Source organism: Pseudoclavibacter sp. CFCC 13611 (assembly GCF_008831225.1).
Lineage (GTDB): Bacteria > Actinomycetota > Actinomycetes > Actinomycetales > Microbacteriaceae > Pseudoclavibacter_A.
The window spans coordinates 434,125-458,546 of the sequence record NZ_WBKE01000003.1; the positions used below are offsets into that span (position 1 = coordinate 434,125).

18 protein-coding genes are annotated in these 24,422 nt (G+C 61.8%); 13 read left to right on the forward strand and 5 right to left on the reverse strand.

Annotated features, from left to right (window positions below):
• The first annotated feature begins 123 nt into the window (after positions 1 to 123).
• Positions 124 to 1,488: a benzoate/H(+) symporter BenE family transporter gene (locus F8O08_RS10625; protein WP_158043241.1), complete on the forward strand. Its 1,365-nt coding sequence runs from the start codon at positions 124 to 126 to the stop codon at positions 1,486 to 1,488.
• Here the strand turns inward: F8O08_RS10625 and F8O08_RS10630 are convergent.
• Positions 1,387 to 2,199, reverse strand: coding sequence for a glycosyltransferase family A protein (locus F8O08_RS10630; RefSeq protein ID WP_192497772.1), 813 nt, complete (start codon positions 2,197 to 2,199; stop codon positions 1,387 to 1,389). The genes F8O08_RS10625 and F8O08_RS10630 overlap by 102 nt on opposite strands.
• Positions 2,200 to 2,368: 169 nt before the next feature.
• On the opposite strand from F8O08_RS10630, the gene F8O08_RS10635 reads away from it, so the two are divergent.
• The 6 genes from F8O08_RS10635 to F8O08_RS10660 all read left to right on the forward strand — a co-directional run bounded on the left by F8O08_RS10635 (position 2,369) and on the right by F8O08_RS10660 (position 9,974).
• A complete protein-coding gene (locus F8O08_RS10635; protein WP_158043243.1) occupies positions 2,369 to 3,808 on the forward strand; it encodes an amidase in 1,440 nt (479 codons plus the stop codon).
• A gap of 75 nt (positions 3,809 to 3,883) precedes the next feature.
• On the forward strand, positions 3,884 to 5,416 hold the full coding sequence (locus F8O08_RS10640) for an ABC transporter substrate-binding protein (RefSeq protein ID WP_158043244.1): 1,533 nt from the start codon (positions 3,884 to 3,886) through the stop codon (positions 5,414 to 5,416).
• A gap of 97 nt (positions 5,417 to 5,513) precedes the next feature.
• Entirely contained in the window at positions 5,514 to 6,461 is a 948-nt protein-coding gene (locus tag F8O08_RS10645) for an ABC transporter permease (RefSeq protein WP_158030473.1), read from the forward strand.
• Entirely contained in the window at positions 6,458 to 7,324 is an 867-nt protein-coding gene (locus F8O08_RS10650; protein ID WP_158036925.1) for an ABC transporter permease, read from the forward strand. Before F8O08_RS10645 ends, F8O08_RS10650 begins: the two co-directional genes overlap by 4 nt.
• Complete coding sequence (locus tag F8O08_RS10655; protein WP_158043245.1) at positions 7,321 to 9,072, forward strand: dipeptide ABC transporter ATP-binding protein; 1,752 nt, start codon at positions 7,321 to 7,323, stop codon at positions 9,070 to 9,072. The genes F8O08_RS10650 and F8O08_RS10655 overlap by 4 nt, the downstream gene beginning before the upstream one ends.
• 149 nt (positions 9,073 to 9,221) lie before the next feature.
• Positions 9,222 to 9,974: a FadR/GntR family transcriptional regulator gene (locus tag F8O08_RS10660; RefSeq protein WP_158043246.1), complete on the forward strand. Its 753-nt coding sequence runs from the start codon at positions 9,222 to 9,224 to the stop codon at positions 9,972 to 9,974.
• A gap of 31 nt (positions 9,975 to 10,005) precedes the next feature.
• Here F8O08_RS10660 and F8O08_RS10665 read toward each other — a convergent pair whose 3' ends face one another.
• Positions 10,006 to 10,533 carry a GtrA family protein gene (locus tag F8O08_RS10665; protein WP_158043247.1) on the reverse strand — a complete coding sequence of 176 codons (528 nt, stop codon included), beginning with the start codon at positions 10,531 to 10,533 and terminating at the stop codon, positions 10,006 to 10,008.
• Between the two features lie 260 nt (positions 10,534 to 10,793).
• Between F8O08_RS10665 and F8O08_RS10670 the strand changes: the two genes are divergently transcribed.
• Entirely contained in the window at positions 10,794 to 11,183 is a 390-nt protein-coding gene (locus F8O08_RS10670) for a glycosyltransferase family 2 protein (protein ID WP_192497773.1), read from the forward strand.
• Between the two features lie 268 nt (positions 11,184 to 11,451).
• Here F8O08_RS10670 and F8O08_RS10675 read toward each other — a convergent pair whose 3' ends face one another.
• Positions 11,452 to 13,647, reverse strand: a complete 2,196-nt coding sequence (locus F8O08_RS10675; protein WP_158043249.1) for an acyltransferase family protein — start codon at positions 13,645 to 13,647, stop codon at positions 11,452 to 11,454.
• A 24-nt stretch (positions 13,648 to 13,671) separates the two neighbouring features.
• A complete protein-coding gene (locus F8O08_RS10680) occupies positions 13,672 to 15,777 on the reverse strand; it encodes an acyltransferase family protein (RefSeq protein WP_158043250.1) in 2,106 nt (701 codons plus the stop codon).
• Between the two features lie 104 nt (positions 15,778 to 15,881).
• Between F8O08_RS10680 and glf the strand changes: the two genes are divergently transcribed.
• Positions 15,882 to 17,087: a UDP-galactopyranose mutase gene (glf, locus tag F8O08_RS10685; RefSeq protein WP_158043282.1), complete on the forward strand. Its 1,206-nt coding sequence runs from the start codon at positions 15,882 to 15,884 to the stop codon at positions 17,085 to 17,087.
• A gap of 105 nt (positions 17,088 to 17,192) precedes the next feature.
• Here glf and F8O08_RS10690 read toward each other — a convergent pair whose 3' ends face one another.
• Positions 17,193 to 19,214: a glycosyltransferase gene (locus tag F8O08_RS10690; RefSeq protein ID WP_158043251.1), complete on the reverse strand. Its 2,022-nt coding sequence runs from the start codon at positions 19,212 to 19,214 to the stop codon at positions 17,193 to 17,195.
• A 135-nt stretch (positions 19,215 to 19,349) separates the two neighbouring features.
• Between F8O08_RS10690 and F8O08_RS10695 the strand changes: the two genes are divergently transcribed.
• From F8O08_RS10695 to F8O08_RS10710, 4 genes are read left to right on the forward strand one after another with little or no spacing between them, the layout of a single operon-like run.
• Complete coding sequence (locus F8O08_RS10695; protein ID WP_158043252.1) at positions 19,350 to 21,281, forward strand: DUF6541 family protein; 1,932 nt, start codon at positions 19,350 to 19,352, stop codon at positions 21,279 to 21,281.
• Positions 21,278 to 22,570 carry a lipopolysaccharide biosynthesis protein gene (locus F8O08_RS10700; protein ID WP_158043253.1) on the forward strand — a complete coding sequence of 431 codons (1,293 nt, stop codon included), beginning with the start codon at positions 21,278 to 21,280 and terminating at the stop codon, positions 22,568 to 22,570. Before F8O08_RS10695 ends, F8O08_RS10700 begins: the two co-directional genes overlap by 4 nt.
• Positions 22,567 to 23,562, forward strand: a complete 996-nt coding sequence (locus tag F8O08_RS10705) for a glycosyltransferase (RefSeq protein ID WP_158043254.1) — start codon at positions 22,567 to 22,569, stop codon at positions 23,560 to 23,562. Before F8O08_RS10700 ends, F8O08_RS10705 begins: the two co-directional genes overlap by 4 nt.
• Positions 23,559 to 24,422, forward strand: coding sequence for a glycosyltransferase (locus F8O08_RS10710; RefSeq protein WP_158043255.1), 864 nt, complete (start codon positions 23,559 to 23,561; stop codon positions 24,420 to 24,422). The genes F8O08_RS10705 and F8O08_RS10710 overlap by 4 nt, the downstream gene beginning before the upstream one ends.

Sequence of the window (24,422 nt, forward strand, 5' to 3'; positions counted from 1 at the left end):
AGTATGCCAGAGCTGTCAGGTTGCCAGTGCTGGGAACTTGGCAGGGATGCGAGCTCGGCGGTGCTGCGAGGTTGGCCGGGCTGCGAGTTTGGCGGTGCGCCGACGTGGCGCTATGTTCCATATATGGAACAGTCCCACGCGGCCACACGAGAGGGCACAGGCTCAGGCAGCCTCCAGCCGATTCTCGCGGGCGTCACCACGGCTCTGGTCGGCTTCACCAGCTCGTCGGCCATCGTGATCGCCGGCCTGCGCGCCGTGGGCGCCGACCTCGATCAGGCGACCTCAGGTCTCGTCGCGCTCTGCCTTGTGCAGGGCCTCGGGATCATCTGGCTCGCGCTGCGACACCGCAGCCCGATCACCCTCGCCTGGTCGACGCCGGGCGCAGCTCTGCTTGCCGGCGCTGCAGGCTCGAGCCTCACCGGCGCATCCCCCAGTGCAGACCCCGCTGCATGGTCAGCGGCAGTCGGCGCCTTTCTCGTCGTCGCCGTACTGATTCTGCTCACCGGCCTCTGGCGCGGGCTCAGCGACCTCATCGCGCGCATTCCCGCGGCCCTCGCTCAGGCGATGCTCGCCGGCGTGCTGCTGCCGCTCTGCCTTGCCCCTGTGCACGCCCTGACCGTCTCGCCCCTTGCGGTCGCACCGGTGATCGTGGTGTGGCTGGTGCTGCTGAGACTCGCACCCAAGTGGGCCGTGCCCACCGCGTTCGCGCTTGCGCTGGCGATCGCCGTGGCCTTCGCGATGGGCGTCGGGCGTTCGGTGGATGCATCGGTCGCCCCCGCCTTCGCCCTCGCCTCGATGCTGCCCTCGGTGTCGCTCACCATGCCCAGCTTCACCCTCGGAGCAGTGCTCGGTATCGCGGCACCGCTCTACCTCGTCACGATGGTGTCGCAGAACGTGCCGGGCGTCGCCGTCATGCGTGCCAACGGATTCGATGTGCCGTGGCGCGAGAGCATGCTGGTGACCGGGGTGGCCACTGCCGTCGCCGCTCCGGCGGGAGGGCATGCCGTGAACCTGGCCGCGATCTCCGCAGCGCTGGCGGCGGGGCCCGATGCGCATCCGCTGAGAAGCCGCCGTTGGATCGCGGCCGTCACCTGTGGATGCAGCTATCTGGTGCTCGCTGCGACGGCGGGTGCGCTCACGACTCTCGTCGCCATTGCGCCTGAGGGGCTCATCGAGGCCGTTGCAGGTCTGGCTCTGATCGGGGCGTTCGGCGGGGCGCTCACGTCAGCGCTCAAAGCAGCCGGGCAGCAGACGCAGGCGATCGTCACGATGCTGGTGGCAGCCAGTGGCATTGTCGTGTTCGGTGTGGGCGCCGCGTTCTGGGCGCTCGTGGCCGGGTTGGTCGTGCACGCGCTGCTGGAGCGGCGTGGCACGCGTGTGACAGGTTCAGGCGTCAGCGTGCTCGCTCGGACGGCGTCGACGGCTGGTCAGCGCGATCGCGGCAATGGCGACCGCCCCGAGCGCGACGGCACCGATGCGCACCGCTGAGTGCAGCGCGACTTCCTGCTCTTCGGCGGCATCGCGTGTCGTGAACGATGCGGGGGAGAGCCGACCGGTCACGGTCTTGGAGATCAGGCTGCGCACGCGGGCGAAGCCCTGCTTGGCCATGCGCACAGCGCTTTCGGCAGACGTCGAGTCGCCGGCGAGCAGCAGCTGTGGTTCGCCGTGCCCGGTGACCGTATTCGGCAGCGCGTACACGGGGTTCCGGTCGTTCAGGCGCCTGAGCCAGTTCTCTGCGACGGTCTCATTGCCGTGTTCGGGGGCGCGATAGTAGCCGAGCACGGCATGTGACGTGCGCCGATAAACGAGTGGGGCAGTGGAGCCTGAGACGGCGGACTCGCCGGTGGAGGCGGAGACGCCCACGGCATCCATCGCGGGGTGTGACTGCAGCCAGTCGGTCGCCGACTCGAGCACGGTGGGTGCCCATGACGCGCTCTCTGGGTGCACGACGACGAGATCGCCGTGTGACGAACTCACGCCGACGTTGAGGGCGTCTGCCTCGTCGGCTCCGTGCGCGACGCCGATCACCCGAGCCTGCAGATTGGCGAGGTCAAGCTGATGCTCGAGCTCGGTCTGATTCGCAGAGGTCACGACGATGATCTCCATGGGGCGCAGCGTCTGCGCCTCGAGGTCTTTGAGCACGTGACGCAGCCGTGCAGCCTGCCCGCTTGCAGGCACGATCACTGAGACAGAAGCCATATACGTACGATACAGCGCTCGCGGGGTGGTTTTGACCAACAGCGCGTCAGTGAGCAGTGGACTCGTGCTACTGGTCTGATCAGTAACACACTTGGCTGTTGTCTGACACTGGCTGGTAACAAACGACCCCGACGATGGACTCATCACAACCGAGGAGTTGATCGCAAAGATGTCTGCTTCGACAACACATGACCCGGCCGCAGAACCCGGCGGCACCAGCCTGACCGGGCTTTCGGCTGCCGAACTGGTCGCCGCCTACAAAGAGGGCGATCTCGAGCCGCAGGCCGTCGTCTCGGCCAGCTTCGAGCTGATCGAGAAGAGCGAACCTGCGCTGCACGCCATATACGACAGCTTTCCCGAGGAGGCTCTTGAGGCAGCACAGGAATCGGCGAGACGCTGGGCCAGCGGCCACGCTCTCGGGCCGCTCGACGGCGTGCCCGTTACGCTGAAAGAGAATCAGAAGGTCAAAGGCCGCCCGACGCCATGGGGCTCGGCGGCCACGACCCCGGTTCCCGCTGAGTCGAACGCTCCCGTCATCGAACGGCTGCAGAGCGAAGGCGCCATCATTCTGGGGCGCACGACGATGCCAGAGCTCGGAATGCTCTCATCGGGCGTCTCGTCACTGCATGAGACGGTGCGCAATCCGTGGAATCTGGCCTGGAGCCCGGGAGGTTCGAGCAGCGGCGGCGGCGCTGCGGCGGCGATCGGCTACGCCCCGATCAACTTGGGGTCAGACATCGGCGGCTCGGTGCGACTGCCCGCATCTTGGTGCGGAGTCGCAGGCTTCAAACCCACGTTCGGTCGCATCGCGGTCGATCCGCCGTACTTCGGTCGGCACATCGGGCCGATGGGGCGCAGCGTCGCCGACCTCGCGTTGGCCACCGGTGCGCTCGCCGGCCCCGACGACCGTGACCCCTACAGTCTGCCGAAACAGCGCATCGACTGGGCCGATCTCACGTTCGACCCGGCAGGTCGACGCATCGGCCTCGTGCTCGACGTCGGCGACGGGGCTGCGGCCGACCCCGAGGTGCTGGATGTCGTGCGACAGGCGGCAGAGGTCTTCGAGCGGGCCGGGGCGACCATCGTCGAGATCCCTCCCTTCCTCGAGAGCGGAACGATCGACCTCATCGACCTCTTCTGGCGCATCGGTCACTGGAACGACTACTGCAGAATGGATCCCGAGCGCCGCAAGCTGCTGCTGCCGTTCATCGCCGAGTGGTGCCGTGGAGGCCACGGCATCAGCGGTGAGGATGCTCTGCGCTCGCATGATGCGCAGTTGGACGTCGCACGGCGCACGATCGCAGCGACTGCAGATGTGGACGTCATCCTCTCGCCGGTCTCACCCGGTGCGGCGTTCCCTGCAGAGTGGCCGATGCCGAGCAACGATGTGAACGATCCCATGTCGCATATCGGATTCTGCGTAACCTACAACATGTCAGGACAGCCGGCAGTCAGCGTCAACGGAGGATTCACTGAGGCCGGCAGCCCCGTCGGTGTGCAGATCGCTGCAGCCCGATATGAAGATCGTCTCGCTCTGGCGGCCGCGCACTTCTTCGAGAGTGAGCGGCCGGCGAGCGCCGTACGTCCCTGGCCGACACTCTCGGCCTGATCCACCTCCATGACCACCGATTCCGAGCTCTGCACAGTCGAACCGTAACCCCCTGCACAACCCTGAGGAGCAAGCATGTCAGTCAACAGATCACTTACTCTGCGCCGCATCGGCGCAGGTCTCGTCGCGACAGCAGTCGCCATCTCTCTCTCGGCCTGCTCGGCCGGGGGCAGCGGCTCTGGAGGCTCCGGCGCGGCCGATGACGCGGCCACCGTCACTGTGGGCATGGCCGCGTCACCGGCTGGCCTGGACTTCACCACCAGCGGCGGAGCGGCCATCTTCCAGGCGCTCGCGGGCAACGTCTATGAAGGCCTGGTCAAGCTGGACGACAGGGGTCAGATTCAGCCGCTGCTGGCAACAGACTGGAAGGTGAGCGACGACGGCCTGCGGTACTCGTTCACCCTGCGTGACGGGGTCAAATTCCACGACGGCACTGCATTCGATGCGGATGTGGTGAAGGCTTCGCTTGAGCGTGTGCCGCAGTGGAAGGCGAACACCCCGTCGAACCTTGCTGCGATCGACCACGTCGAAGTCGTCTCACCCACGCAGGCCGACGTGGTGCTGTCGAAGCCCGACTCAGATCTGCTGTTCTGGCTGACGACGGTGCTGGGCTCGATGATTGCGCCAAACTCGGTGGCGACCATGTCGACCACCGCGAACGGCACCGGCCCCTACACGTTCGTGTCGTACGAGCCCGGCGTCAAGATGAAGCTGAAGCGCAACGACAGCTACTGGGGCACGTCGGCGAAGAACGCCGAAGTCGACCTGGCCTACTACGCCGACGCCTCGGCCGCAGCGAACTCGCTGCGCACGGGTGAGACCGACGCGCTCTTCCAGGCCGAGGCATACGACCAGATCGATGCGCTGAAATCCGATTCGAAGTACACCGTGACCGAAGGGTCGACGCAATCGGTCGTCGTGATGCCGATGAACGAGGCGAACCCGGCGCTGAAGGATGTTCGCGTGCGCCAGGCGATCACACACGCGATCGACAAGGATGCCGTGCTCGCCGCAGCCACCAGCGGTCACGGCACCGTGCTCAACGGCCCGTCAGTGCCCACCGACGCCTGGTTCGAGGAGTTCGGCGAAGCCGGAAAGCACGATCCTGATCAGGCTGAGCAGCTGCTGCGAGAGGCCGGGGTGTCTGACTTGTCGCTGACCTTCACCGTTCCGAACCGCCCGTATGCGCAGGCAGCCGCTCAGGTCATCCAGTCGAACCTCTCGGAGGTCGGCATCAAGGTGAACCTCGAGGTGCAGGAGTTTCCCGCGGTCTGGGTCGAGAAGACGATGACCGGCAAGAACTACGACCTCACGGTGACCAACCACATCGAGGCGCACAACATGACGAACTTCGGCAACCCGAAGTACTACTGGTCATACGACAATGCCGACGTGCAGTCGGCGTTCGCAGAGGCGAAGGCAGCCACCGATGACTCGGCGAAGACGGCGGCCATGAAGAAGGCACAGCAGCAGATCGTCGACGACGCAGCGGCAGTGTGGCTGTACAACACACCGAACATCGTGGCCTCCAAGGCCTCGGTGACTGGTCTTCCCACGGATTACTACGGAGCGGGCATCGACTTCTCGCAGGTCACCGTCAGCAAGTAGGCCGCGCTCGGATGGTGGGCAGCCTGGGCCTGTGCGCCCGACTGCCCGCCATCCGGCAACCTGACCTCTCTGTCTCGGTCGGAAAGGACTGAACAACATGCTTGTGTCCCTGTCACGAAAAGTCCTGTCGTTCGTGGCGTCGGTGATCGTGGCGTCGGTCGTGGTGTTCCTGCTGCTCAGCGTCATGCCCGGTGATCCGGCCAGAGCGCAGCTGGGCACGGATGCCACCGAGGCCGATGTCGAGCGGCTGCAGCAGCAGCTCGGTCTCGATCGTCCACTGATCGTGCGCTACTTCGAGTGGATCGGCGGGTTTCTGCGCGGTGACCTCGGTACCTCATACGCGAGTCACACCGCCGTGGGCCCACAGATCTTCGAGGCTCTGCAGGTCTCTCTGATTCTTGTACTCTCGGGCATCATCGTCGCCCTGATCATCGCATTGCCACTCGGCACGCTGGCCGCAGTACGTCGCAAGCACATTGACGGGGCCTTCTACTCGGCGGTGAGTCAGGTGGGCATCTCGATTCCCAGCTTTCTGGCGGGCCTGATTCTGGTGACGGTCTTCGCCGTGATGCTCGGCTGGCTGCCCTCTGGCGGATGGTCGGCGCCGGGTGAGGATTTCGTCGGCTTTCTGCAGCATCTCATCCTTCCGGCGCTCGCACTCGGGCTGGTGCGCGGATCGATCCTCTCTCGATACATGCGCGGATCGGTTCTCGATGTGCTGCGAGAGGATTTCATGCGCACCGCGAGGGCGAAGGGACTCAAGCCCTGGCAGGCCATGCGCCGACATGGTCTGCGCAACGCGATCGTGCCGGTGATCACGGTCACCGGAGTCGAGTTTCCCGCGCTGATCATCGGGGCGGTCGTCATCGAGACGGTGTTCGTCGTCCCCGGCATGGGAAGCCTGCTTCTGCGCTCGGTGGCCAACCGAGATCTCATCCAGGTCCAGGGCATCGTGATGGTGATCGTCATGTTGGTGCTGCTGGTGAACCTAATCGTCGATGTCATCCACACGCTGGTTGACCCACGTCTGAGGAGTGTCGAATGAGTGTCAATACCGTAGCTCTCTCTCTGGCCGCGGTGCGCCGACAGAGTTCGCGGCTGAACGGCTCGCTGATCGTCGGTGCCATCCTGGTGGCGCTGATGGTGCTGCTCGCACTGGTCTCGCTGGTATGGACTCCGATGGATCCGCTGGCGACAGACCCCACCCATCGTCTGGAGGGGCCGAGCGCCGTTCATCTGCTCGGAACCGACGGTCTCGGCCGAGACATCGCCAGTCAGATCATGGCCGGCGCTCGACCGCCGCTGATGGTCGGGGCGGTGACGGTCTGCATCTCTCTCGTGCTGGGAGTGCCTTTCGGCATCACCTCGGCGATGTCAGGCAAACGTATCGGCGGCGTCATGATGCGGTGGAACGACATCGTTCAGGCATTCCCTCCGCTGCTGCTCGCCATCATTCTGGCCGCCGTGTTCGGCGGCAGCACGACAGTGGCCATGATCGCCCTGGGCATCGGTGCGGCACCGGGTGTCGCCCGGCTCGTGCGCTCCGGAACCCTGCAGGTGCTGAGTCGCGAATACTCGATGGCCGCTCGTGCTGCGGGTCGTGGCCCGATCTTCAGCGCCTTCCGGCACGTGCTGCCCAACATCCGGGGCATGCTCATCGTGCAGGCCTCGGTCGGATTCGCTGTGGCCATTCTGGCCGAGGCAGCGCTGTCATACCTTGGTGCGGGCACACCGGCACCGACACCTTCGTGGGGGCGCATGCTGCAGGAGGCTCAGAGCTTTCTCTACGTGCAGCCGCTCACTCTCGTCTGGCCCGGTCTCGCCATCGCGGTGACTGTGCTGGGCTTCAACCTGCTGGGCGATGGCCTGCGAGATCGTTTTGACCCGCGAATGGAGGCAACACGATGAACACCCTGTTGACGATAGACGGGCTGCGTGTCAACGCCGGTCGCAAAGAGCTGGTACACGGGCTGGATCTGACGATTCAGCGCGGCGAGCGCATCGGCCTGATCGGAGAGTCGGGATCAGGCAAGTCGCTGACCTGCCTGTCGATCATCGGGCTGCTGCCCGATCCGCTGACCTCGACTGGCACGATCGCGCTTGACGGCGTCGGAGACCTGTCGCAGCTGGACGAGGGGGAGTGGTCGAAGGTGCGTGGAGATCGTCTCTCGATGGTCTTTCAGGAGCCCATGACTGCGCTCAACCCGCTGATGAAAGTCGGCGATCAGGTCGCCGAGATCATCGGCCTCCACTCGTCTCTGCCACGCACGGCGTGCAGAAGCCGAGCGGTCGAGCTTCTCGACGAGGTGCAGCTGCCAGACCCTGCGCGCGCCGCGACCGCGTTCCCTCACGAGCTGTCAGGAGGGCAGCGCCAGCGCGTGATGCTGGCGATGGCGATGGCAAATCGCCCCGATCTGCTTCTGGCCGACGAGCCGACGACGGCGCTCGATGCGACGGTGCAGGCACAGGTGCTGGAGCTGATGCGTCGACAGGTGCGGCAGCATGACGCCTCGCTGCTGTTCATCACTCACGACTTGGGCGTCGTTGCGTCGCTTTGCGATCGCGTCGTCATCATGCAGCGAGGAGACGTCGTCGAGACCGGGCCGATCGATCGGGTGTTCACCCAGCCGCAGCATCACTACACGCGCGCGCTGCTGGCGGCGTCACAGCTGCGCACACGTGCAGACGGGCGTCTCGCCACAGTGGTCGATCTCTCGCAGGCTCGTGACCGCGCCGCCCAGGTGCCGGCCGCTGTCAGAGATTCGAGCACGACCAGGCCACAGCTGACACCGGCCGCACACACCTGGCTCGAGCCCTCTGGCGAAGCGGCTGCCGACAAGGTCTTTAATGCCGTTGCCGCATCAGAGCCCGAGCCGATTCTGCGGGTGCGCGATCTGGTGAAGACCTATCGAACCTCGAGCGGCCCTCTGGGGCGCAAACGAACGGTTGAAGCGCTGCGCGGCATCTCTTTCGATGTGCGGCGAGGCGAGCGGTTCGGCATCGTCGGTGAGTCGGGCTGTGGCAAGTCGACGCTGCTGCGTCTGCTCACGGGGCTCGACAATGCCACGTCTGGCGAGGTGTCGATTCTGGGCAATCAGATCGAATCGACGAGAGAGTCACGTCTGCGATGGCTGCGTGAGTCGGTGCAGATCGTCTTTCAAGACCCAATGGGGTCGCTCGATCCCAAGATGCGCGTGCTCGACATCGTCTCAGAGGGTCTGCGCGGAGTCTCGACCGAGGAGCGCCGCGAGCGGGTCGTCGCCCTGCTGAAACGGGTGGGGCTTGCCGCAGAGGCGGCTGATCGCTTTCCGCATCAGTTCTCAGGCGGTCAGCGACAGCGCATCGCCATAGCTCGGGCCCTGATCATGAAGCCGAAGGTGCTGATCGCCGATGAGGCGGTATCGGCGTTGGATGTGTCGGTGCGGGCCGAGGTGCTGAACCTGCTCGACGAGTTGGTGCACGAAGAGAACCTGACCATGGTCTTCGTGTCGCATGATCTGCATGTCGTGCGCCACTCGTGTGAGACGGTTGCCGTGATGCGAGCGGGGCAGATCGTCGAGGCTGGCCCCGTCGACGCCGTGTTCGACGCACCGAAGCATGACTACACAGAGCGTCTGCTGGAGGCCATTCCGAGCCTGGATCGCGCCGCCAGCTGAGGTCGGGTGCCTTCGTCGTCGAACGCGTAGAATACTGGTCGGGCCAGCTCTGGCTGCTGTTCTCTCACTCTGCCATGTCACCGGAAGAGAGCTGCAGCGCCACAGGTGCCCACGCCGGCTGGGAGGCCGCACCGATGTGAGGAGACAGCATGGAGTTCAGCCCGGTTCGACGAGTGAACGCGTATGAGCAGATCGTCGAGCAGATCGAGCAGGCGGTGATCTCGGGCGAGCTGCAGGCCGGCGACCGGCTTCCCGGCGAGCGCAAACTCGTCGAGACCTTCTCTGTCAGCCGATCGACGGTTCGTGAGGCCATGCGGGTGCTGCACGCGACGGGCCTGGTCGACTCGCGGCCAGGCGACCCTCGTGGTCCTGTGGTGCTGCCGTTCACCGCCGAGGTGCTCGACGGGCCGCTGCAGAGAATGGCTTCGCAGGCCGGCACCACCAGGGTCGAGCTGCTGCAGTTTCGTTTCATCATCGACGGTGAGGCGGCCCTGCTTGCCGCCGCACATCACGATGACGAGGCGATCGCCGAGATCGCACGAGTGACTGATGAGATCCAGCGGCTTCTCGAATCTGGCCAGGTCGGGCCAGAAGCCTTCGGGCCGTGGCTCAAACGCTTTCACCAGGCGATTCGGGCCGCCGCCAAGAACCGTCTCATCGAAGTGAGCGGTGCGGCCTTGAGCGACGCGCTCACGCATATCGCGCAGAGCCGACTCAATGAGCCCGGTGACCGTCAACGCGTGGTGCAGCAGTCGGCCAAAGACGCAGGGCGTCTGCTTGAGGCGATCAAGCAGGGAGACCCGACTGAGTCCCGTCGACTGATGACCGGGAACATCTTTCGGTACTACGAACAGGTGCTGACCGATGAGGAACAGACCGCGTTGAAGCCTTTGATTGGGTGAGCTGCGACCTCAGCGGAAGTCGCGCGAAAGGTCAGCGCCGAATCTCGACATCGGCCGGGTCGGCCTGCGGGCTACGCTCGCGCCTCGGGAACACCAGCCAGTGGTACAGGCCGAAGCGCACGATTGTGGTGAGCCCGATGCTGATGATGTTGATGATGTTGATCACGACCGTGCCGACCGTGCGACCGAGCATGATCTGCGTGAGTTCGATGCCCACCCAGACTAGCCCAGCGCCCAGTGCCAGGCACACGGCGTTCACACCGAGAAACAGTGCGATCTCGACGCCTCGTCGACGGTGTTCACGCGAGCTGAACGCCCACTGCCGATTGCCGAAGTAGGCGTTGACGGTCGAGATCGCCGTGGCCACGACCTTTGCCCAGACTGGCCCGAGCCCGAGCCACATCAGCACGTTGAACGAGGCGATCTCGATGATGCTGCTGAGCGCGCCGACGGCCAGAAATCGCCACGTGGCCGCGATCAGACGACGGATGCCGGATTGTGGTTTCGTGATCGTCTCGACCTTCGAGCGTGGTGAGGCGGGGCTAGGTGACGCGGACATATACGTTTCAGGATACTCGGTCTGGCGGGTGAAGGTTATGTCTTGGCTCGATGACGTCGCACCCACAGGCGTTGTTGCGACAACATTACTCGTCGGCAGCCATGTGACATGGCAGGCACCGAGTTCTGTTGAGAAGCCGATTCATGGCACACAGACGGTGAATGAATTGGGGAGCACGCGTGAATCCGTATGTGGCGCTGGTGATGCTGGCTTTCAACGAGCAGGACGGCATCGTCGGGTTCCTCGACTAACTGATCGAAGTGCTCAGCCCGCCGACCCGTGTGTTCGACGTCGTGGTCGTTGACGACCATTCGACCAATGACATGCAGGCCAGGCCCGACGAGTATGCGGCTGCACATGGCCATGTGCACATCATTCATGCCGAGCAGAATCGTGGTCATCGTCCCGCTGGCCTGCGCGCCTATCGAGTCGGCCTCGACCTCGATCCCGACTACATCGTCTTCGTTGATGGCGACGGACAGTTCGTCGGTGACGATGTTGCACAGGCTCTGAAGCTCGCCGAAGCCGTCGACTGCGACGTGGTGCACGGGGTGCGCACAGGACGCACCGATCTTTGGTATCGCGAGACTCTCACCAAGACACTGGCTGCCTGGCCACGCTGGCAGCAGGTGCGCACGTGCCTGAGGTGAACACCCCACTGCGCGTGTATTAGGCGAGCGTGGTGCGCTGGCTTCTGACACCGATTCCGCAGGGTGCCGAAGTGCCGCACGTCCATTTCTCACTGGCCGAAGCACGTGCGCATCTCCGCCGTGCATCATCGGGACGTCTTAGAGAACTCGTTCTCACGCCGAGTAAGGCTTGGTGAATGGTCGCGAATCCACGGTGAACCCGTTTCACGTGAAACATCTGACTGATTGGGGTGGCAATGGCGCTGACCGCGGATTTTGCGCACAGTGCTTACGCGGCCAGGCGTGCGATCTCTTGGCGGTGCTGCACCGCTTGATCCAGCACGTCGGCAACTGCCGGATCGAACCACTGTTCGAGCGTCTGCACGTAGCTGCGCGTGGGGTGATTGTCATCGATGTAGATCAGCCGGCCGCCGATCGCCGGCGGGCAGCTGTCGGCTGTGCAGAACAGGTGCGCGAGATCGAGCGTGAGCACGCCGGGGTCATCGGCCAGGGGCTGCGGCAGCACGTCGGCGAGATCGACGTCGGCGAGCACCTGGTCGCGCGGCGTCGCGCACTGGTCGACCGCCAGAATCGTGTCCTGCGCCTGAGAGACGCAGAGACTCGGCGCCGTCGAGAAGCGTGGATTGTCGCGCATGAGCACGACCGGTGTGCCCAGCTGCGTGATGCGCTGCACCTGCGTCACCAGAGCATCCTCGAAATGGATGTCAGGCGAGTCGGCGACCGACACGTTGCCGACGGTGAACACGGCATCGGGGCGCTCGGTCGCGACGGCGTCGAGCATGGTGTCGTTCATGGCCTGGCAGTCAGCGATGCGCTGCGTCTCATCGGGCCAGTATTTGCCGGTTCCCTCTGACTGTACCGGGCAGCCGCCGAGAATGAACGTGCGCAGCGTCCAGTTGTTGCGGTCGGCGAGTGGGGCGAGCAGGGTCATCCAAGTGTCGATGTGCGAGTCGCCGGCCACGAAGATCGTGCGATGCGGCAGCGTCGCTGGGTCGGTGGCGTCATCGGCCATGGTCGGGTCATTGGCCGGCTGGTTCACGCAGGTGATCAGCTCGCTGCCGTGTGCGTCGAGCGGGTCGCACTGTGATGACCAGTCTGCCCACTCGTTGTCGAGCCCGGTGACGGCAGGCTGCAGCGTGGTGAAGAGCTGCGGTCCTTGATAGTCGGCGGTCAGGATGCTGGCGCCGGGATTGTCGGCGTTCGCACTGCGCCCGGTGATGCGGTTGATGTCGGCCTGCCAGCCGACGACCACCATGCCCAGTACGGCGGCGATGCCCACGACCCGGATGGCGGGGCGGCGGCTGGCACGAAGCGCACGGGCGATGTGAGGATGCCGTGTGAGAAACGGCACACGTGCTGCCGCGCTCGCCGCTGGCTGGCGCGGGGCGCGAACCGGCTTCTCGATGAAGGTCGTCGTCAGCCAGGCGAGGCCGATCGCAGCGGCGATGACCACGACGCCCTGCCACGCGCTGAGCTCAGTGGAACGCGTGTTCGCCTGCCAGAGCGTCATCAGCGGCCAGTGCCAGAGGTAGATGCCGTAGGAGATGCCGCCGAGCCAGGTGAGCGGCCTGGTCGAGAGCAGACGGTCGGTGCCGAAGGGGCTCGAGGTGCCGGGAACGCGACCGGTCTTGTTCGAGATGAAGATCAGGGCGGCGAAGGTGAGCGGCACCGCGGCGATGGCTCCCGGAAAACTTGAGGAGACATCCGCAATCTGACCGAAGACCAACAAGCCGATCACGCCCACCCAGCCGGCCGCGAGACGGATCGGGCGCGCGACGCGGAGGTAGGGGAGCACCATGGCGAACAGGCCGCCGGCTGCGAACTCCCAGACGCGGGCCAGCGAGTCGTAGTAGGCGAAGGGCTGGCGCGTGCCCGTGGTGACGATCGAGTACACCAGCGAGGCGCCGCCGACGAGCAACAGGGCCACGGCGACGAACTTCTTGGGGCTGCGATGCAGCAGGCGTGCGACGACCACAGCGAGGCCGATCAGCAGCGGCCAGGCGAGAAAGACCTGCATCTGCACGGCCATGGCCCAGTAGTGCTGCACGGGGCTCGCGATGTCGTCGTTGTGGATGTACGAGACGTTGTTCGCGGCGAGCACCCAGTTGACGGTGAACATCGCCGCCGAGGTGAGCTCGTCGACGATCTGTCGCCACCAGGCCATCGGGGTGATCAGAATGCTGGCGATCGCGGTGAAGGCGAGCACCGTCCAGGCCTGGGGCAGCAGGCGTTTGAACTGGTTGCCCCAGAACCGACGCAGCTCGCGCAGGCCCTCGCGAGGCGTGGCGGTGGTGAAGCGGCGCAGCAGCGACGCCGTCATGAAGAACGCCGAGATGAAGAAGAACAGGTCGACGGCGCCTGAGACCCGGTGAAACCAGATGTGATATGCGGCGACCAGCAGGGCGGCGAGTGCGCGCAGGCCCTGGATGTCGGTTCTGTATCCGTTCGTTTGCTTGGAGTTCATCGTCTGTACAGGTTAGACGATGGGCTATTGAACAGTGGAGATTGCGCGCTCGAGGGCTGGAATGAAGCGCTCCGCGAAAAACGGAGTCGCAGTGCGCATATAGTCGCGCGTGGGGTGGTTGCCGTCAATGTAGACCAATACGCCTCCGATTGCTGCAGGGCACGCGCCATCGGGGCAGAAGAGGTCTGAGAGATCGAGGGTCTGTACGTGCGGGTCGCTGGAGAGTGGTTCCGGGAAGAGATCCTCATAAGGCACAGGGGAGAGAACCTCTTCCCGTGGGACGTCACAGTTGCTGAGTTGCGATAGTGGTTCTTTCAGCGCTGCAACGCATGTGCTGGGAGGAAGGCTAAATCGTGGGTTGTCGCGAATGATTATGAGAGGAATGCCCATTTCTCGAAAAGCATCAACCCGCTCAATGAACCGTGAGTCGAGACTGAGCTCGGGTGAGTCGGCAACGGAACGGTTGCCCACAGTGAGGATAGCGTCGGGCGGATCCTGCCGAATGACGTCCAAAGCGACTTGGTTCATGGCAGCGCAAACGGAGTCAGTCTTTTCGGCCAACTCGAATTGATCATCCGAATATGACTGAACCTCGCAGCTTGGACCAACGAGAACTCGCATCCTCCAGTGCTGCTCTTGCACGACCTGCGCAAGAGTCGTCGTCCATGAATCGGTATGGGAGCTGCCCAGTACAAAGATTGTAGGGGAGGCCTCCGTGCTCGCTTGTAGACGGGCATCGAGTATGCACTCAGTAACAGCCACGCCGTACTCAGCATGAGCTGTACACGAAGATCTCGGCCATTCTGGCCATTGTTGTGCCAAGCCCGCCGGGGATGGCTGCAACGAGGTAAAGAGTTGAGGACCGTCATAGCCAGAGGTGAGGACGGCTGCTCCGGGATTGGCTGTTTCGTTGGCGACCTTTGTCAGCTGGCGGATGTGCATACCCCAGAGAGTCACTACGAGAGCCAAAACGAGGCCGAGAGTGCCGATGCCCTGTAGAGCCTTCGTCGGCGGTGTAGCCACGCGATGCCCGCGTGCTCGAGCGACATGGTGTGGTGTGGCTGGCTGCTTCGTTGCGCGACGTAACGGTGCCTCGATAAACCGGGTGGTGAGCCACGCCAGCAGGACCGCCAATTCGATGGCGACGATGCCTTGTGAAAACGAGAGCTGAGACTGCCCATTATTGGCGAGCCACAGCGTGAGGATCGGCCAGTGCCAGAGGTAGAGGCCGTAGGAATTCGCCCCGAGCCAGACCAGTGGCCTGCTGCCGAGCAGTCGTTCAGTACTGAAGGGGCTGCCGGTCTCAGTCGAGATGAAGATTAGTGCAGCGAAGGCGAGAGGAACCAAAGCCATGGCCCCGGGGAAGCGCTCAGATACGTTGACGAGCATGCCGAAGCTCAACAGACCGAGCAGTCCGATCCAGCCTGAGACGATCCGCACCGGCCGCGGAACTCGAAGGAGCGGCAGAACGACTGCGAAGATGCCGCCTGCGGCGAACTCCCAAAAGCGTGTGAACGTGTCGTAGTAGGCGAGTGGTTGATCGACGCCGGTGAGGAAAACTGAGTAGGCGAGAGAGGCAGTGCCTAAGACGCCGAGCACCAGCAGCACAGCTCTTGGAGACGTCAGGTGCAGGTGCCGTCCGATGCGCGCTGCCGCCCAGATGAGTACAGGCCAGATCACGTACACCTGTAACTGCACGGCCATCGCCCAGTAGTGCTGGACGGGGGACGGGACGTCTCCGGTGTGAAGATAGTCGTTGCCATGAGCCGCGAGCACCCAGTTGACGGTGAACGTCGCAGCGCCAGCGAATTCGCTGATCATCTGCTGCCACCAGGTCATAGGGGTGATGTACCAAGCAGCTAGAGCAGCCACGACCAAGACGACCCACCCTTGCGGAAGCATGCGTTTGAGCAGGTTCACCCAGAACTGACAGATCTGCCGCCACTGCGCTCGCAGAGGCTCGCCGTCGAGTCGTCTCAGCAGCGATGTCGTCATGAAGTAGGCGGAGATGAAGAAAAAGAGGTCGACTGCACCGGACACCCTGTGGAACCAGATGTGATAGACGGCCACGAGCAGTGCTGCAACGGCACGCAGACCTTGGATGTCGTTGCGGTACTTGGGTGAAGGCATAACCTCTCTAGGTTACCAAGTCGTCCTCGGCCGTTCGTCCCTCTCAGTGTGAGCCCAGTCGGTAATCTGGAATGTCAGCGGCAGAGTCGGGGCCGCTAGTATGGATGCAGTATGCCCTCATTAAGGCTGCGACGCCTGCACCTCGCACAGATTGGACGCGTTCAGTGGATCTTCTCATCGTCGGCTCTGGGTTCTTCGGACTCACCATCGCGGAACGAGCTGCAACGCAGCTCGGGCTGAAAGTGACCATCATCGAACGCCGCAGCCACATCGGCGGCAACGCCTACAGCGAGATCGATCCTGAGACGGGGATCGAGTACCACAAGTACGGCGCTCACCTCTTCCACACGTCGAACGAGCATGTGTGGGAGTACGTCAATCAGTTCACGAAGTTCACGGACTACCAGCACCGTGTCTACGCGAACCACGATGGCGTCGTCTACCCGCTGCCGATCAACCTCGGCACGATCAACCAGTTCTTCCAGGCCGCGTACGGCCCCGATGAGGCTCGTGCACTGGTCGCCGAGCAGGCGGCGGAGCTGCACGGAAAAGAGCCTGAGAACCTCGAGGAGAAGGCGATCTCGCTGATCGGCCGTCCGCTCTACGAGGCGTTCATCAAGGGCTACACCGCAAAGCAGTGGCAGACCGATCCGAAGAAGCTCAGCCCGAGCATCATCAACCGTCTGCCGGTGCGATACACCTACGACAACCACTACTTCAAAGACACGCACGAGGGTCTGCCGGTCGACGGCTACACTCCGTGGCTGAAGAAGATGGCAGACCATCCCAACATCGAGGTCAAACTCGACACCGACTTCTTCGACGAGTCGCAGCCGCTGAACAAGAAGGCGATGGTCGGCAAAGTTCCGATCGTCTACACCGGACCGCTTGACAAGTACTTCGACGATGAGCTCGGGGCTTTGTCCTGGCGCACGCTGGACTTCGAGAAAGAGGTCAAGCAGACGGGCGATTTCCAGGGCACACCGGTGATGAACTACTCTGACGAGACCGTACCGTACACGCGCATCCACGAGTTCCGGCATTTCCATCCGGAACGGAACTACCAGTCGGAGAAGACGCTCATCATGCGTGAGTACTCGCGTTTCGCCGATGAAGGCGACGAGCCGTACTACCCGGTGAACACTCCGGAAGACCGCGAAAAGCTGCAAGGCTACCGTGCTCTCGCTGATAATGAGCCGCAGGTGCTTTTCGGCGGCCGGCTCGGAACCTATCAGTACCTCGACATGCACATGGCGATCGGATCAGCACTGAGCCGATTCGACAACGTCGTGCGCGGCTGGTTCAACTAGGTCGTCGATTTTGTTGCGAGCATCAGGTCGGTAGAGGGATCCGCAACTAGGTTTGCCTGTTTGCGGATCCCTCTTTCTATTTTCCGAGTGGGCGACGAGTCGGAGCTATCGAGTCGGCTTCTTAGCCTTCAGATCTGCCGTGTGGACTGGACTGTTCGGCTGCTCTGCGATTTCGAAGATTCTCTCCCAAGTCTCGAGTGAAGTGACTCGTGGGAGATCACGGGCGTACTGCTCAGCAAGACGATCCCACTCGCGGCGCAGCTTCAGGTTCAACCCAATGCTGCTCTTGAGGAGTTCACGCAGCGTATCACGGTCTCGCTTGAACCATGCGACACCATCTCCACTCGGTGTGGTAACAAGAGCTGAGTCTACTTCGGCGAAGCGCCACCATAGGATGTCCTGCGACTGGATTGATTTCTCAGGTGCACTGAGGCGCTCGGTCGAGGTCTTTCTCAACACATGCCGTAGTCCAGTGCGCACGGCGAGAGCCGCCCTCGGGATTAGATGCCCTCCATCAGCACGTGCCGGCACGATAGGACGGACGGTAGGGATCTTGCGCACATCGGAAATGACCTGCGCGTCAGAAAACTTGGTCCGTTCTTCTCGGATCTCTTGGAGACGAGTCTTGATGGTCTTGCTCAGAACGTCAGGACCGGTAAATGCATCGCGTAGTGCGAGTCGACGCAAATGGACAGCCGAGTATTCGAGTGACAGCAGCAGCTTGAGATCACCGAGCAGACTTCGCAGTGGGAGTTTTCCTCCGCGTGGGACACGTGAGTGCATCAGAGTGCCAATCACGCGGTTGCGGTGGGTGAAGTACTCTTCCCACGTGCGAACGGGATCTTTGTCGTGCCACGCCATGTGCCAGACCGCTACGCCGGGAAGAGACACAGTCTGATAGCCGTGTTCTTGGGCTCGAATAGCGTACTCGAGGTCATCCCATTTAATGAACGCAGGCAGCGACAGGCCAATCTCACGGATGACTTGCGTCGGGATTAGCGTCATCCACCAGCCATTGAAATCGACGTCATTGCGGCGGTGGAGAAGGGGAGAGTCTCGCAGAGGCTTCGCTGCGAAATCGTGATCGTATCCGTCTGGACCTGCCGGGGACATCCATGCAGTACGTGGATCGTAGCGCTCGCCCTGAGTATAGAGCACGGGCCGGTCGTCAAGGTGCAGCATCCCACCTCCAACCAGTGTGGGCTTCAAACAGAACTGTGCGAAGTTGACTGCACGCACAATCGACTCAGGCTCACAGATCGCGTCATCATCGAGAAGTAGAACGTAGTCGCTCGTACTTGCTTTGACGGTTTCGTACATCCCGCGGCTGAATCCTCCAGACCCTCCAAGATTGGGCTGGTAGATAAGCGCGAGCTGATCCCCGAGCTCAGCGGCGGCGGCAGGGAAAGCCTGCTGAGCTTCCACATGATCAGTTCCTTGGTCGATGACATAGAGCTTATCGAGTACCGCCCGAGTATCAGCACTGTGCGCGATCGTTTTGATCTGGTTGACGCAGTAGCTGGGACGATTAAACGTTGTGACGGCAACGGAAACCGTATGGGGAGTAAACGTTTTCAGTACCTTGACGCTCCACTCAGCATCTGAGATCTCGGCACCGCCATCGTTCGCGATGACATCGAACCAGTAATAGCCGCCATCGAAGAAGCTCTTCAAAGGAAGCTCGACTGACACGGTCTCATCCGCCACTGACAGGCTGTTGGAGACCCCATACCGTCCACGAGCAGAAGACCGGATGACAAGCAGTTGACCGGATCCCTTGATTGTGACGGTCAAGGTGACGGAATTGTAACCTGTCCAGCGTTGCCAATAGCTCGCTGGAAAAGCGTTGAAATACGTGCCTAAAGAGAGGCGGCGATGAGGGAGTACACGAATCGAGCGCCTGTCGATGAACTCGTAGACGTCTGAGGGCTCGACGAACGGTGGTGTTGTCGCTCTCAGAGGGCTATTCTCTGCAGGACCCCGCTTAGTCCCTTGGGCGAAAGACTGGGATGACACACGGGGTTGCCAAGGTATGGCATAAAGGGGGGCCGTTTCGTGCTGATCAGTAATTGGAAAGATCACACGGTTGACAGCTACAGATGTATAGGAAGTGTCTTGGGAAGTCATGGTTCTATGCCTCGCAGTGTTGGTTCGCGTCCAGTGGTCGAGTCTACCGCCACTGAGTAAGGAGCATCAGCGCTGGCCACTTCGATAAGCTGAACGGGTCTGTGTACTGTACGCACTGGGAGCTAGGGAATTTTGATGACGGACTGGTTGCAGCTGCTACTGGGCGTGGGCATAGCAATTTGTGCTCTGTACCTGCCGGGGTGGCTTCTTCTCCGTGCCTATGGGGTACGGTCAGCAGCTGGGGTGGCCCTGGCCCCGGTAGCTTCTCTGGCACTGATCGTCCTCGTCGCTCTGGGATACGGTGTGTTCACGGTGCGCTGGAACCTGATGTCAGTGATCGCGGGAGTGACGGCGTTGTTGCTCGTCGGTGTGGGTATCGGATGGCTGCTGCGCCGGTGGCTGATCTTGCCTCGATGGCAATGGCGCAGCAGAGTCGCACTCCCTCTGACACTCGGAACTCTAGTCAGAGCTTCAGTCATACCTGCTGTCGCTATGACCGCCTACATGCTCTACTTGGTCGGTTCTCCGACAGGATTCTCCCAGTCTTACGACAACATGTTCCACCTGAATGCGGTTCGCTTCATTCTGGATACGGGAGCTTCATCGCCTTTCAGAGTGATGGAGCTCATAGATCAAGAGCATCTCGGTCAGTTCTATCCCGCGGCTTGGCATGAGGTCGTGTCTGTGGTCGCTCTGGCTTCAGGATCCAGTATTCCCATCGCGGCTAATGCAGTGAACCTCGTGATCGTTGCCCTGGTCTGGCCCATGGGCGTGATCCTGCTGGCTCAGCAGCTGTGGCCTTCACAGAAGCACATTGCACTGGCCGCGGGGGTTGCGGCAGTTGCATTCCTGTCGTTCCCACTGCGCTTCCTGTACTACGGTGTGCTCTACCCAAATCTGCTCGGATTTAGCCTGATCCCTGCAGTAACTACCCTTGTCGTTCGCCTGCTGCTCACTCAACGATGCCCGATCTCGCGAGAATCACGGTTCGCGACACTTGTCCTGCTCGGTGTTTCAGCGTCTTCGCTTGCTGTCGCTCACCCGAATGCGCTGATGTACCAGCTCGTCATCTTTGGCGTGGTGGTCTCCACGAGATCTCTTGCTTGGGGCAGCAAGACAGCTCGAGGTCGTGGGATTGGCATCTGGGCGATGGCCTTCGTCACGGTCGTGTCGGTGTGGCTGGTCATTGCCGTGCTCTGGAACATTGTGCGGCCACCGGCAGCTGCCGCTGTTTGGGAGCCGACTCAGACTGTCGCTCAGGCCTTCGGCGAGGTCGCACTTAATGCTCAGATGGGTGCGGGAATCGCTCTAGCCGCTTCAGTTCTGATGTGGGTGGGAGGTTGGCAGCTTGTTAGGGGGGCTGATCTCTTCGCTCCACTGCTCTTTCTCATGACCGCAGCTGCCTTCGTTATCGTCTCGGGCTTTCGCGAGGGCGGATTGCGAGACTTCGTGGGTGGGGTGTTGTACAACGACAGCTACCGGGCGGCAGCCCTCGTCGTGCTACCGGCTGTCTTGCTCGGCGCATATGGCCTTTCGGCGCTATGCGCCCGCGTCCACGTGCGGTTAGCAATCGCGACAATCATCATCGGTTGTGTCGCCCTGCAAAGCTGGGCTCTGGCGCGGCCTCTGCAGGAAGCTCAGAAAACCTATCAGGTAACAGCTGATTCCTCGGTGCTCGATTCTGACGAAAAAGCCGTGCTGGACCAGCTTGACGAGGTGACGCCGCCTGATGCTCGCATCATGGTGAACCCTGGAACAGGTGCCGCGTTCGCCTACGCTTTGGCCGACCGGCAGGTCACGGGTGCTCACGTGCTGTTTGTCGAGAGTGCTGATGAGGGGATTCTGCGTGAGAGTCTGAGCCGTGCTGACCAAAACCCTCAAGAAAAGTCTGAGGTATGCGAAGCAGTGGCTACTTCTGGGGTCGACTATGTTCTGGACTTCGGCATTCGGCAGGTGAACAACGGTGGGTATCGCTTTCCCGGCATCGAGGACATCCCCTCCGATGTGGCCGAGACCGTCGTCCAAGTCGGGAATGCCCGGCTGCTGCGCATCAGGATCTGCGATTGAGCGCGTCAGCAGAAAGCAAGTATGCGCAGGGGATCGTGAAACGATTCCTCGGGTTCACGACGCTGCCGCTTATCAGCACACTGAGCTCGTTGGTACTGCTGCCCATTGTCTCCCGCATGGGCGGCGTCGACGGATGGGCCGCCATCGGATTGGGGCAGGCCGTGGGATCGTTCTGTGGAATTGTTGTCAGCTATGGGTGGAATACGGTTGGCGGTGCGCGAATCGCACTCGCCAAGACGTCTGTCGACAGGCTCTCCATTTATAAGGAGAGCCTTCTGACACGGCCTCTGCTGTTGATGCTCCTGGCCGCTGTCAGCAGTGCCATTCTCGGATTCAACCTCGACTATGGGGTGCTGGAAAAGCTCCTGTGCATCACGATGACAGTCGCATCGATGATCACGGGGATGTCCTTTGCCTGGTTTGCAGTCGGTGAAGGCAAGCCCTCACTGATTCTCAAGTTTGAGACGATCCCCACAGTTCTCGCAATGTTGGCCTCCGCTGTTGTGATTGTTCTGACGGGCAATCTGCTCTGGTACCCGGTCGGCATAGCAACAGGCCCGCTAATAGGCCTTCTCCTTTTCCACAGACATATCTTGGGCAGAGGGATCCCCTCAGGCCCGCCGGCATTGCGTGATTTTCGCCGCGCGTTCGTGTTAAACGGGCAGCCTGCACTCATCGAGCTGGCTGGGGGGCTCTACACTGCAGCACCAGTGACGGCGGCGGCTATTGCCGCCGGTGTCTCAGCGACTGCAGAGATGACCTCGGCCGACAAGCTCTACCGATTCGCGACCATGGCGGTCATGGTACTGGGCAATACATTGCAGAGCTGGGTACTCGAAACCAATCAGCGTGGCAATCGTCTGCGTAGACAGTGGATAGGCATGTCGGCGCATTTGTTGCTCGGACTTGTGGGATTCCTCGGTCTGGTATTTCTTGGGCCGTGGCTCACCCGAGTTGCTTTTGGCAGCGAGGTGGCTGTATCACAGCCAGTACTCATGGCATATGGTGTCGTGTTTCTGCTCATTTCGATCTCTACCCCGTTGAACCGAAACGTTTTGATTCCAGCAGGCAAGACATCCACTGTACTGGTCGCAACCGCCCTTGCTGCTATTAGCTCTGTCCCAGCCATGCTCATTGGAGGATATCTGTGGGGAGCGCTGGGAGTAGCCTTGGGGTTTGTGGTCAGCGAGATAGCCGTCTTTGCGGTTCTCGCACCGAGTGCAATGATCGAGCTGAAGAGAGAACGTCGATCCGGGGTACCTAACGAGAAAAGGAATGGTGAGGCATGACCGGCGCGATTGCCCTAGCTGCGTATAGACCTGATCCAGAGCTGTTCGCTCGGCAACTGCGATCCCTTCAGATGCAAACTGTAGAAGACTTTGTCTGCGTGATTTCTGCAGACGGCGAGCCTGAACACGTGCAGAAGCTCGTTCGCGAGGCGACTGATGGCGACTCACGTTTCTCTGTATCAGGGTGCGAAGAACGCGTGGGGTTCTACAGGAACTTTGAAAGAGCATTGAAGGCTTGCCCAGATGACGCAGCCTGGTACGGCTTCAGTGATCAGGACGACTACTGGTATCCCGAGAAGCTCGAGAGACTGATCCCCGCTCTGGACGAAAACACCTTGGTTTCCGGACAGGCGAGGATTGTTCGATACCCGAGCGGCGCTGTGATCAGAGAGAAGACCGACCGTCGGGTGGTGTCTTTGTCTGAGTTTCTTCTGATTAATCAGTTCTCAGGCGCGATGATGCTCTTTCGGCCAGAGGCCCGTACGCTTGCCCTCCCGTTCCCGGCGCTGTCTTCTCGCTCAGAGGTGCATGATCACTGGGTTGCGGCATGTGCTGGTGCGCTGGGCACTGTGACAGTCGTGGACGAGGTGCTGCAAGACTACGTTCAGCATGGCGGCAACGTCATCGGGGAACAGAGCCTCCAAGAGCGGCGCAGTGACCCATTGAAGACTCTGAGCATACTTCGTGGCATCGCCCGTAAGTATGAAGGATCTGGCTCTCTTCTGGCTATGACGCGCGCGGTCTTTCAGATGGGTACCGGATGGCGAGACCTCATGGTGGGTACGCTGAGCGAGCGTCTTTCAAGCTATTCCCCACAGTTTATCGATGCACAACAGCATTTTCTGCGGGATGGTTTTGCCAGTTATTCGAAGTGGCTTCAGCAAGAGCAGAAAGAAGGGGTTCTAGATGTCGGATCAGTGCGTGAACTGACGGTCAGCCGTGCCCTTGCCCCGTTGTTCCGCGGGAAGAAGAAGACAGGAGGTACCCCATGAGTGACACCAAGTTCGCCATAATGCTGCCGTACTACGGCCCGAAGGCGCTCCTTCAACAGGCGGTACTAAGTGTTCTTCGCCAGCAGACAGCTACTGGGTGGACGCTCACTGTCCTCGACGACGCGTATCCAGACGAATCCGCAGGCCACTGGGTGAAAAGCCTGAACGATCCTCGCATCACATACATGCGGAACCCGGAAAACCTGGGGCTGGCATTGAACTTTCAGAAGGCGCTGGAACTTTCGACAGGAACGTACACGATCTTGCTCGGATCTGATGATGTCCTGCTTCCAAATTACATTGGTGAGCTCGATCGACTGACGGGCATGCTGCCGGACGCCGCTATCGTGCAACCGGGCGTGAGCGTCATCGATGAAACGGGGCAGGCAGTCAGGCCCCTCGTTGACCGAGTCAAATCAGCAATCAGACCACGGCTGAGAGGTAGGGCAGAACGCGTACTGTCTGGAGAGGCGCTTGCCACGAGCCTGCTCAGAGGCGACTGGGCATATTTTCCCTCCATTGCGTGGAAGACTGTGAACGTACGCAGTTTTGGGTTCGACTCGGGCATGGAAACAGCTCTTGACCTGCGGTTGCTCTTGAGTGTCATCGGCGACGGTGGCAGCATGGTCATCGGTGACGAGGTGTGCTTCACATATCGCAGGCACAAAAAGTCCGTCTCATCTGAACTTGCCCGCGAAGGTGGGCGATTCACTGAAGAAGAGGCGCTGTTTCGAGAGTTCGAACGAAAGTTCGCAGCCATGGGATGGCGCAAGGCGCAACGGGCTGCCAGATGCCACATCACCTCTCGCGCATATCGCCTGCTCACACATCTACAGCCCAAGGCCGGTGATCGGGGCTGA

What these genes read in the sequence shown, in the direction of transcription:
- F8O08_RS10625 (WP_158043241.1), top strand. Translation starts at nt 124, where the DNA reads ATGGAACAGTCCCACGCGGCCACACGAGAGGGCACAGGCTCAGGCAGC.
- F8O08_RS10630 (WP_192497772.1), bottom strand. Translation starts at nt 2,199, where the DNA reads ATGGCTTCTGTCTCAGTGATCGTGCCTGCAAGCGGGCAGGCTGCACGG.
- F8O08_RS10635 (WP_158043243.1), top strand. Translation starts at nt 2,369, where the DNA reads ATGTCTGCTTCGACAACACATGACCCGGCCGCAGAACCCGGCGGCACC.
- F8O08_RS10640 (WP_158043244.1), top strand. Translation starts at nt 3,884, where the DNA reads ATGTCAGTCAACAGATCACTTACTCTGCGCCGCATCGGCGCAGGTCTC.
- F8O08_RS10645 (WP_158030473.1), top strand. Translation starts at nt 5,514, where the DNA reads ATGCTTGTGTCCCTGTCACGAAAAGTCCTGTCGTTCGTGGCGTCGGTG.
- F8O08_RS10650 (WP_158036925.1), top strand. Translation starts at nt 6,458, where the DNA reads ATGAGTGTCAATACCGTAGCTCTCTCTCTGGCCGCGGTGCGCCGACAG.
- F8O08_RS10655 (WP_158043245.1), top strand. Translation starts at nt 7,321, where the DNA reads ATGAACACCCTGTTGACGATAGACGGGCTGCGTGTCAACGCCGGTCGC.
- F8O08_RS10660 (WP_158043246.1), top strand. Translation starts at nt 9,222, where the DNA reads ATGGAGTTCAGCCCGGTTCGACGAGTGAACGCGTATGAGCAGATCGTC.
- F8O08_RS10665 (WP_158043247.1), bottom strand. Translation starts at nt 10,533, where the DNA reads ATGTCCGCGTCACCTAGCCCCGCCTCACCACGCTCGAAGGTCGAGACG.
- F8O08_RS10675 (WP_158043249.1), bottom strand. Translation starts at nt 13,647, where the DNA reads ATGAACTCCAAGCAAACGAACGGATACAGAACCGACATCCAGGGCCTG.
- F8O08_RS10680 (WP_158043250.1), bottom strand. Translation starts at nt 15,777, where the DNA reads ATGCCTTCACCCAAGTACCGCAACGACATCCAAGGTCTGCGTGCCGTT.
- glf (WP_158043282.1), top strand. Translation starts at nt 15,882, where the DNA reads ATGCAGTATGCCCTCATTAAGGCTGCGACGCCTGCACCTCGCACAGAT.
- F8O08_RS10690 (WP_158043251.1), bottom strand. Translation starts at nt 19,214, where the DNA reads ATGACTTCCCAAGACACTTCCTATACATCTGTAGCTGTCAACCGTGTG.
- F8O08_RS10695 (WP_158043252.1), top strand. Translation starts at nt 19,350, where the DNA reads ATGACGGACTGGTTGCAGCTGCTACTGGGCGTGGGCATAGCAATTTGT.
- F8O08_RS10705 (WP_158043254.1), top strand. Translation starts at nt 22,567, where the DNA reads ATGACCGGCGCGATTGCCCTAGCTGCGTATAGACCTGATCCAGAGCTG.
- F8O08_RS10710 (WP_158043255.1), top strand. Translation starts at nt 23,559, where the DNA reads ATGAGTGACACCAAGTTCGCCATAATGCTGCCGTACTACGGCCCGAAG.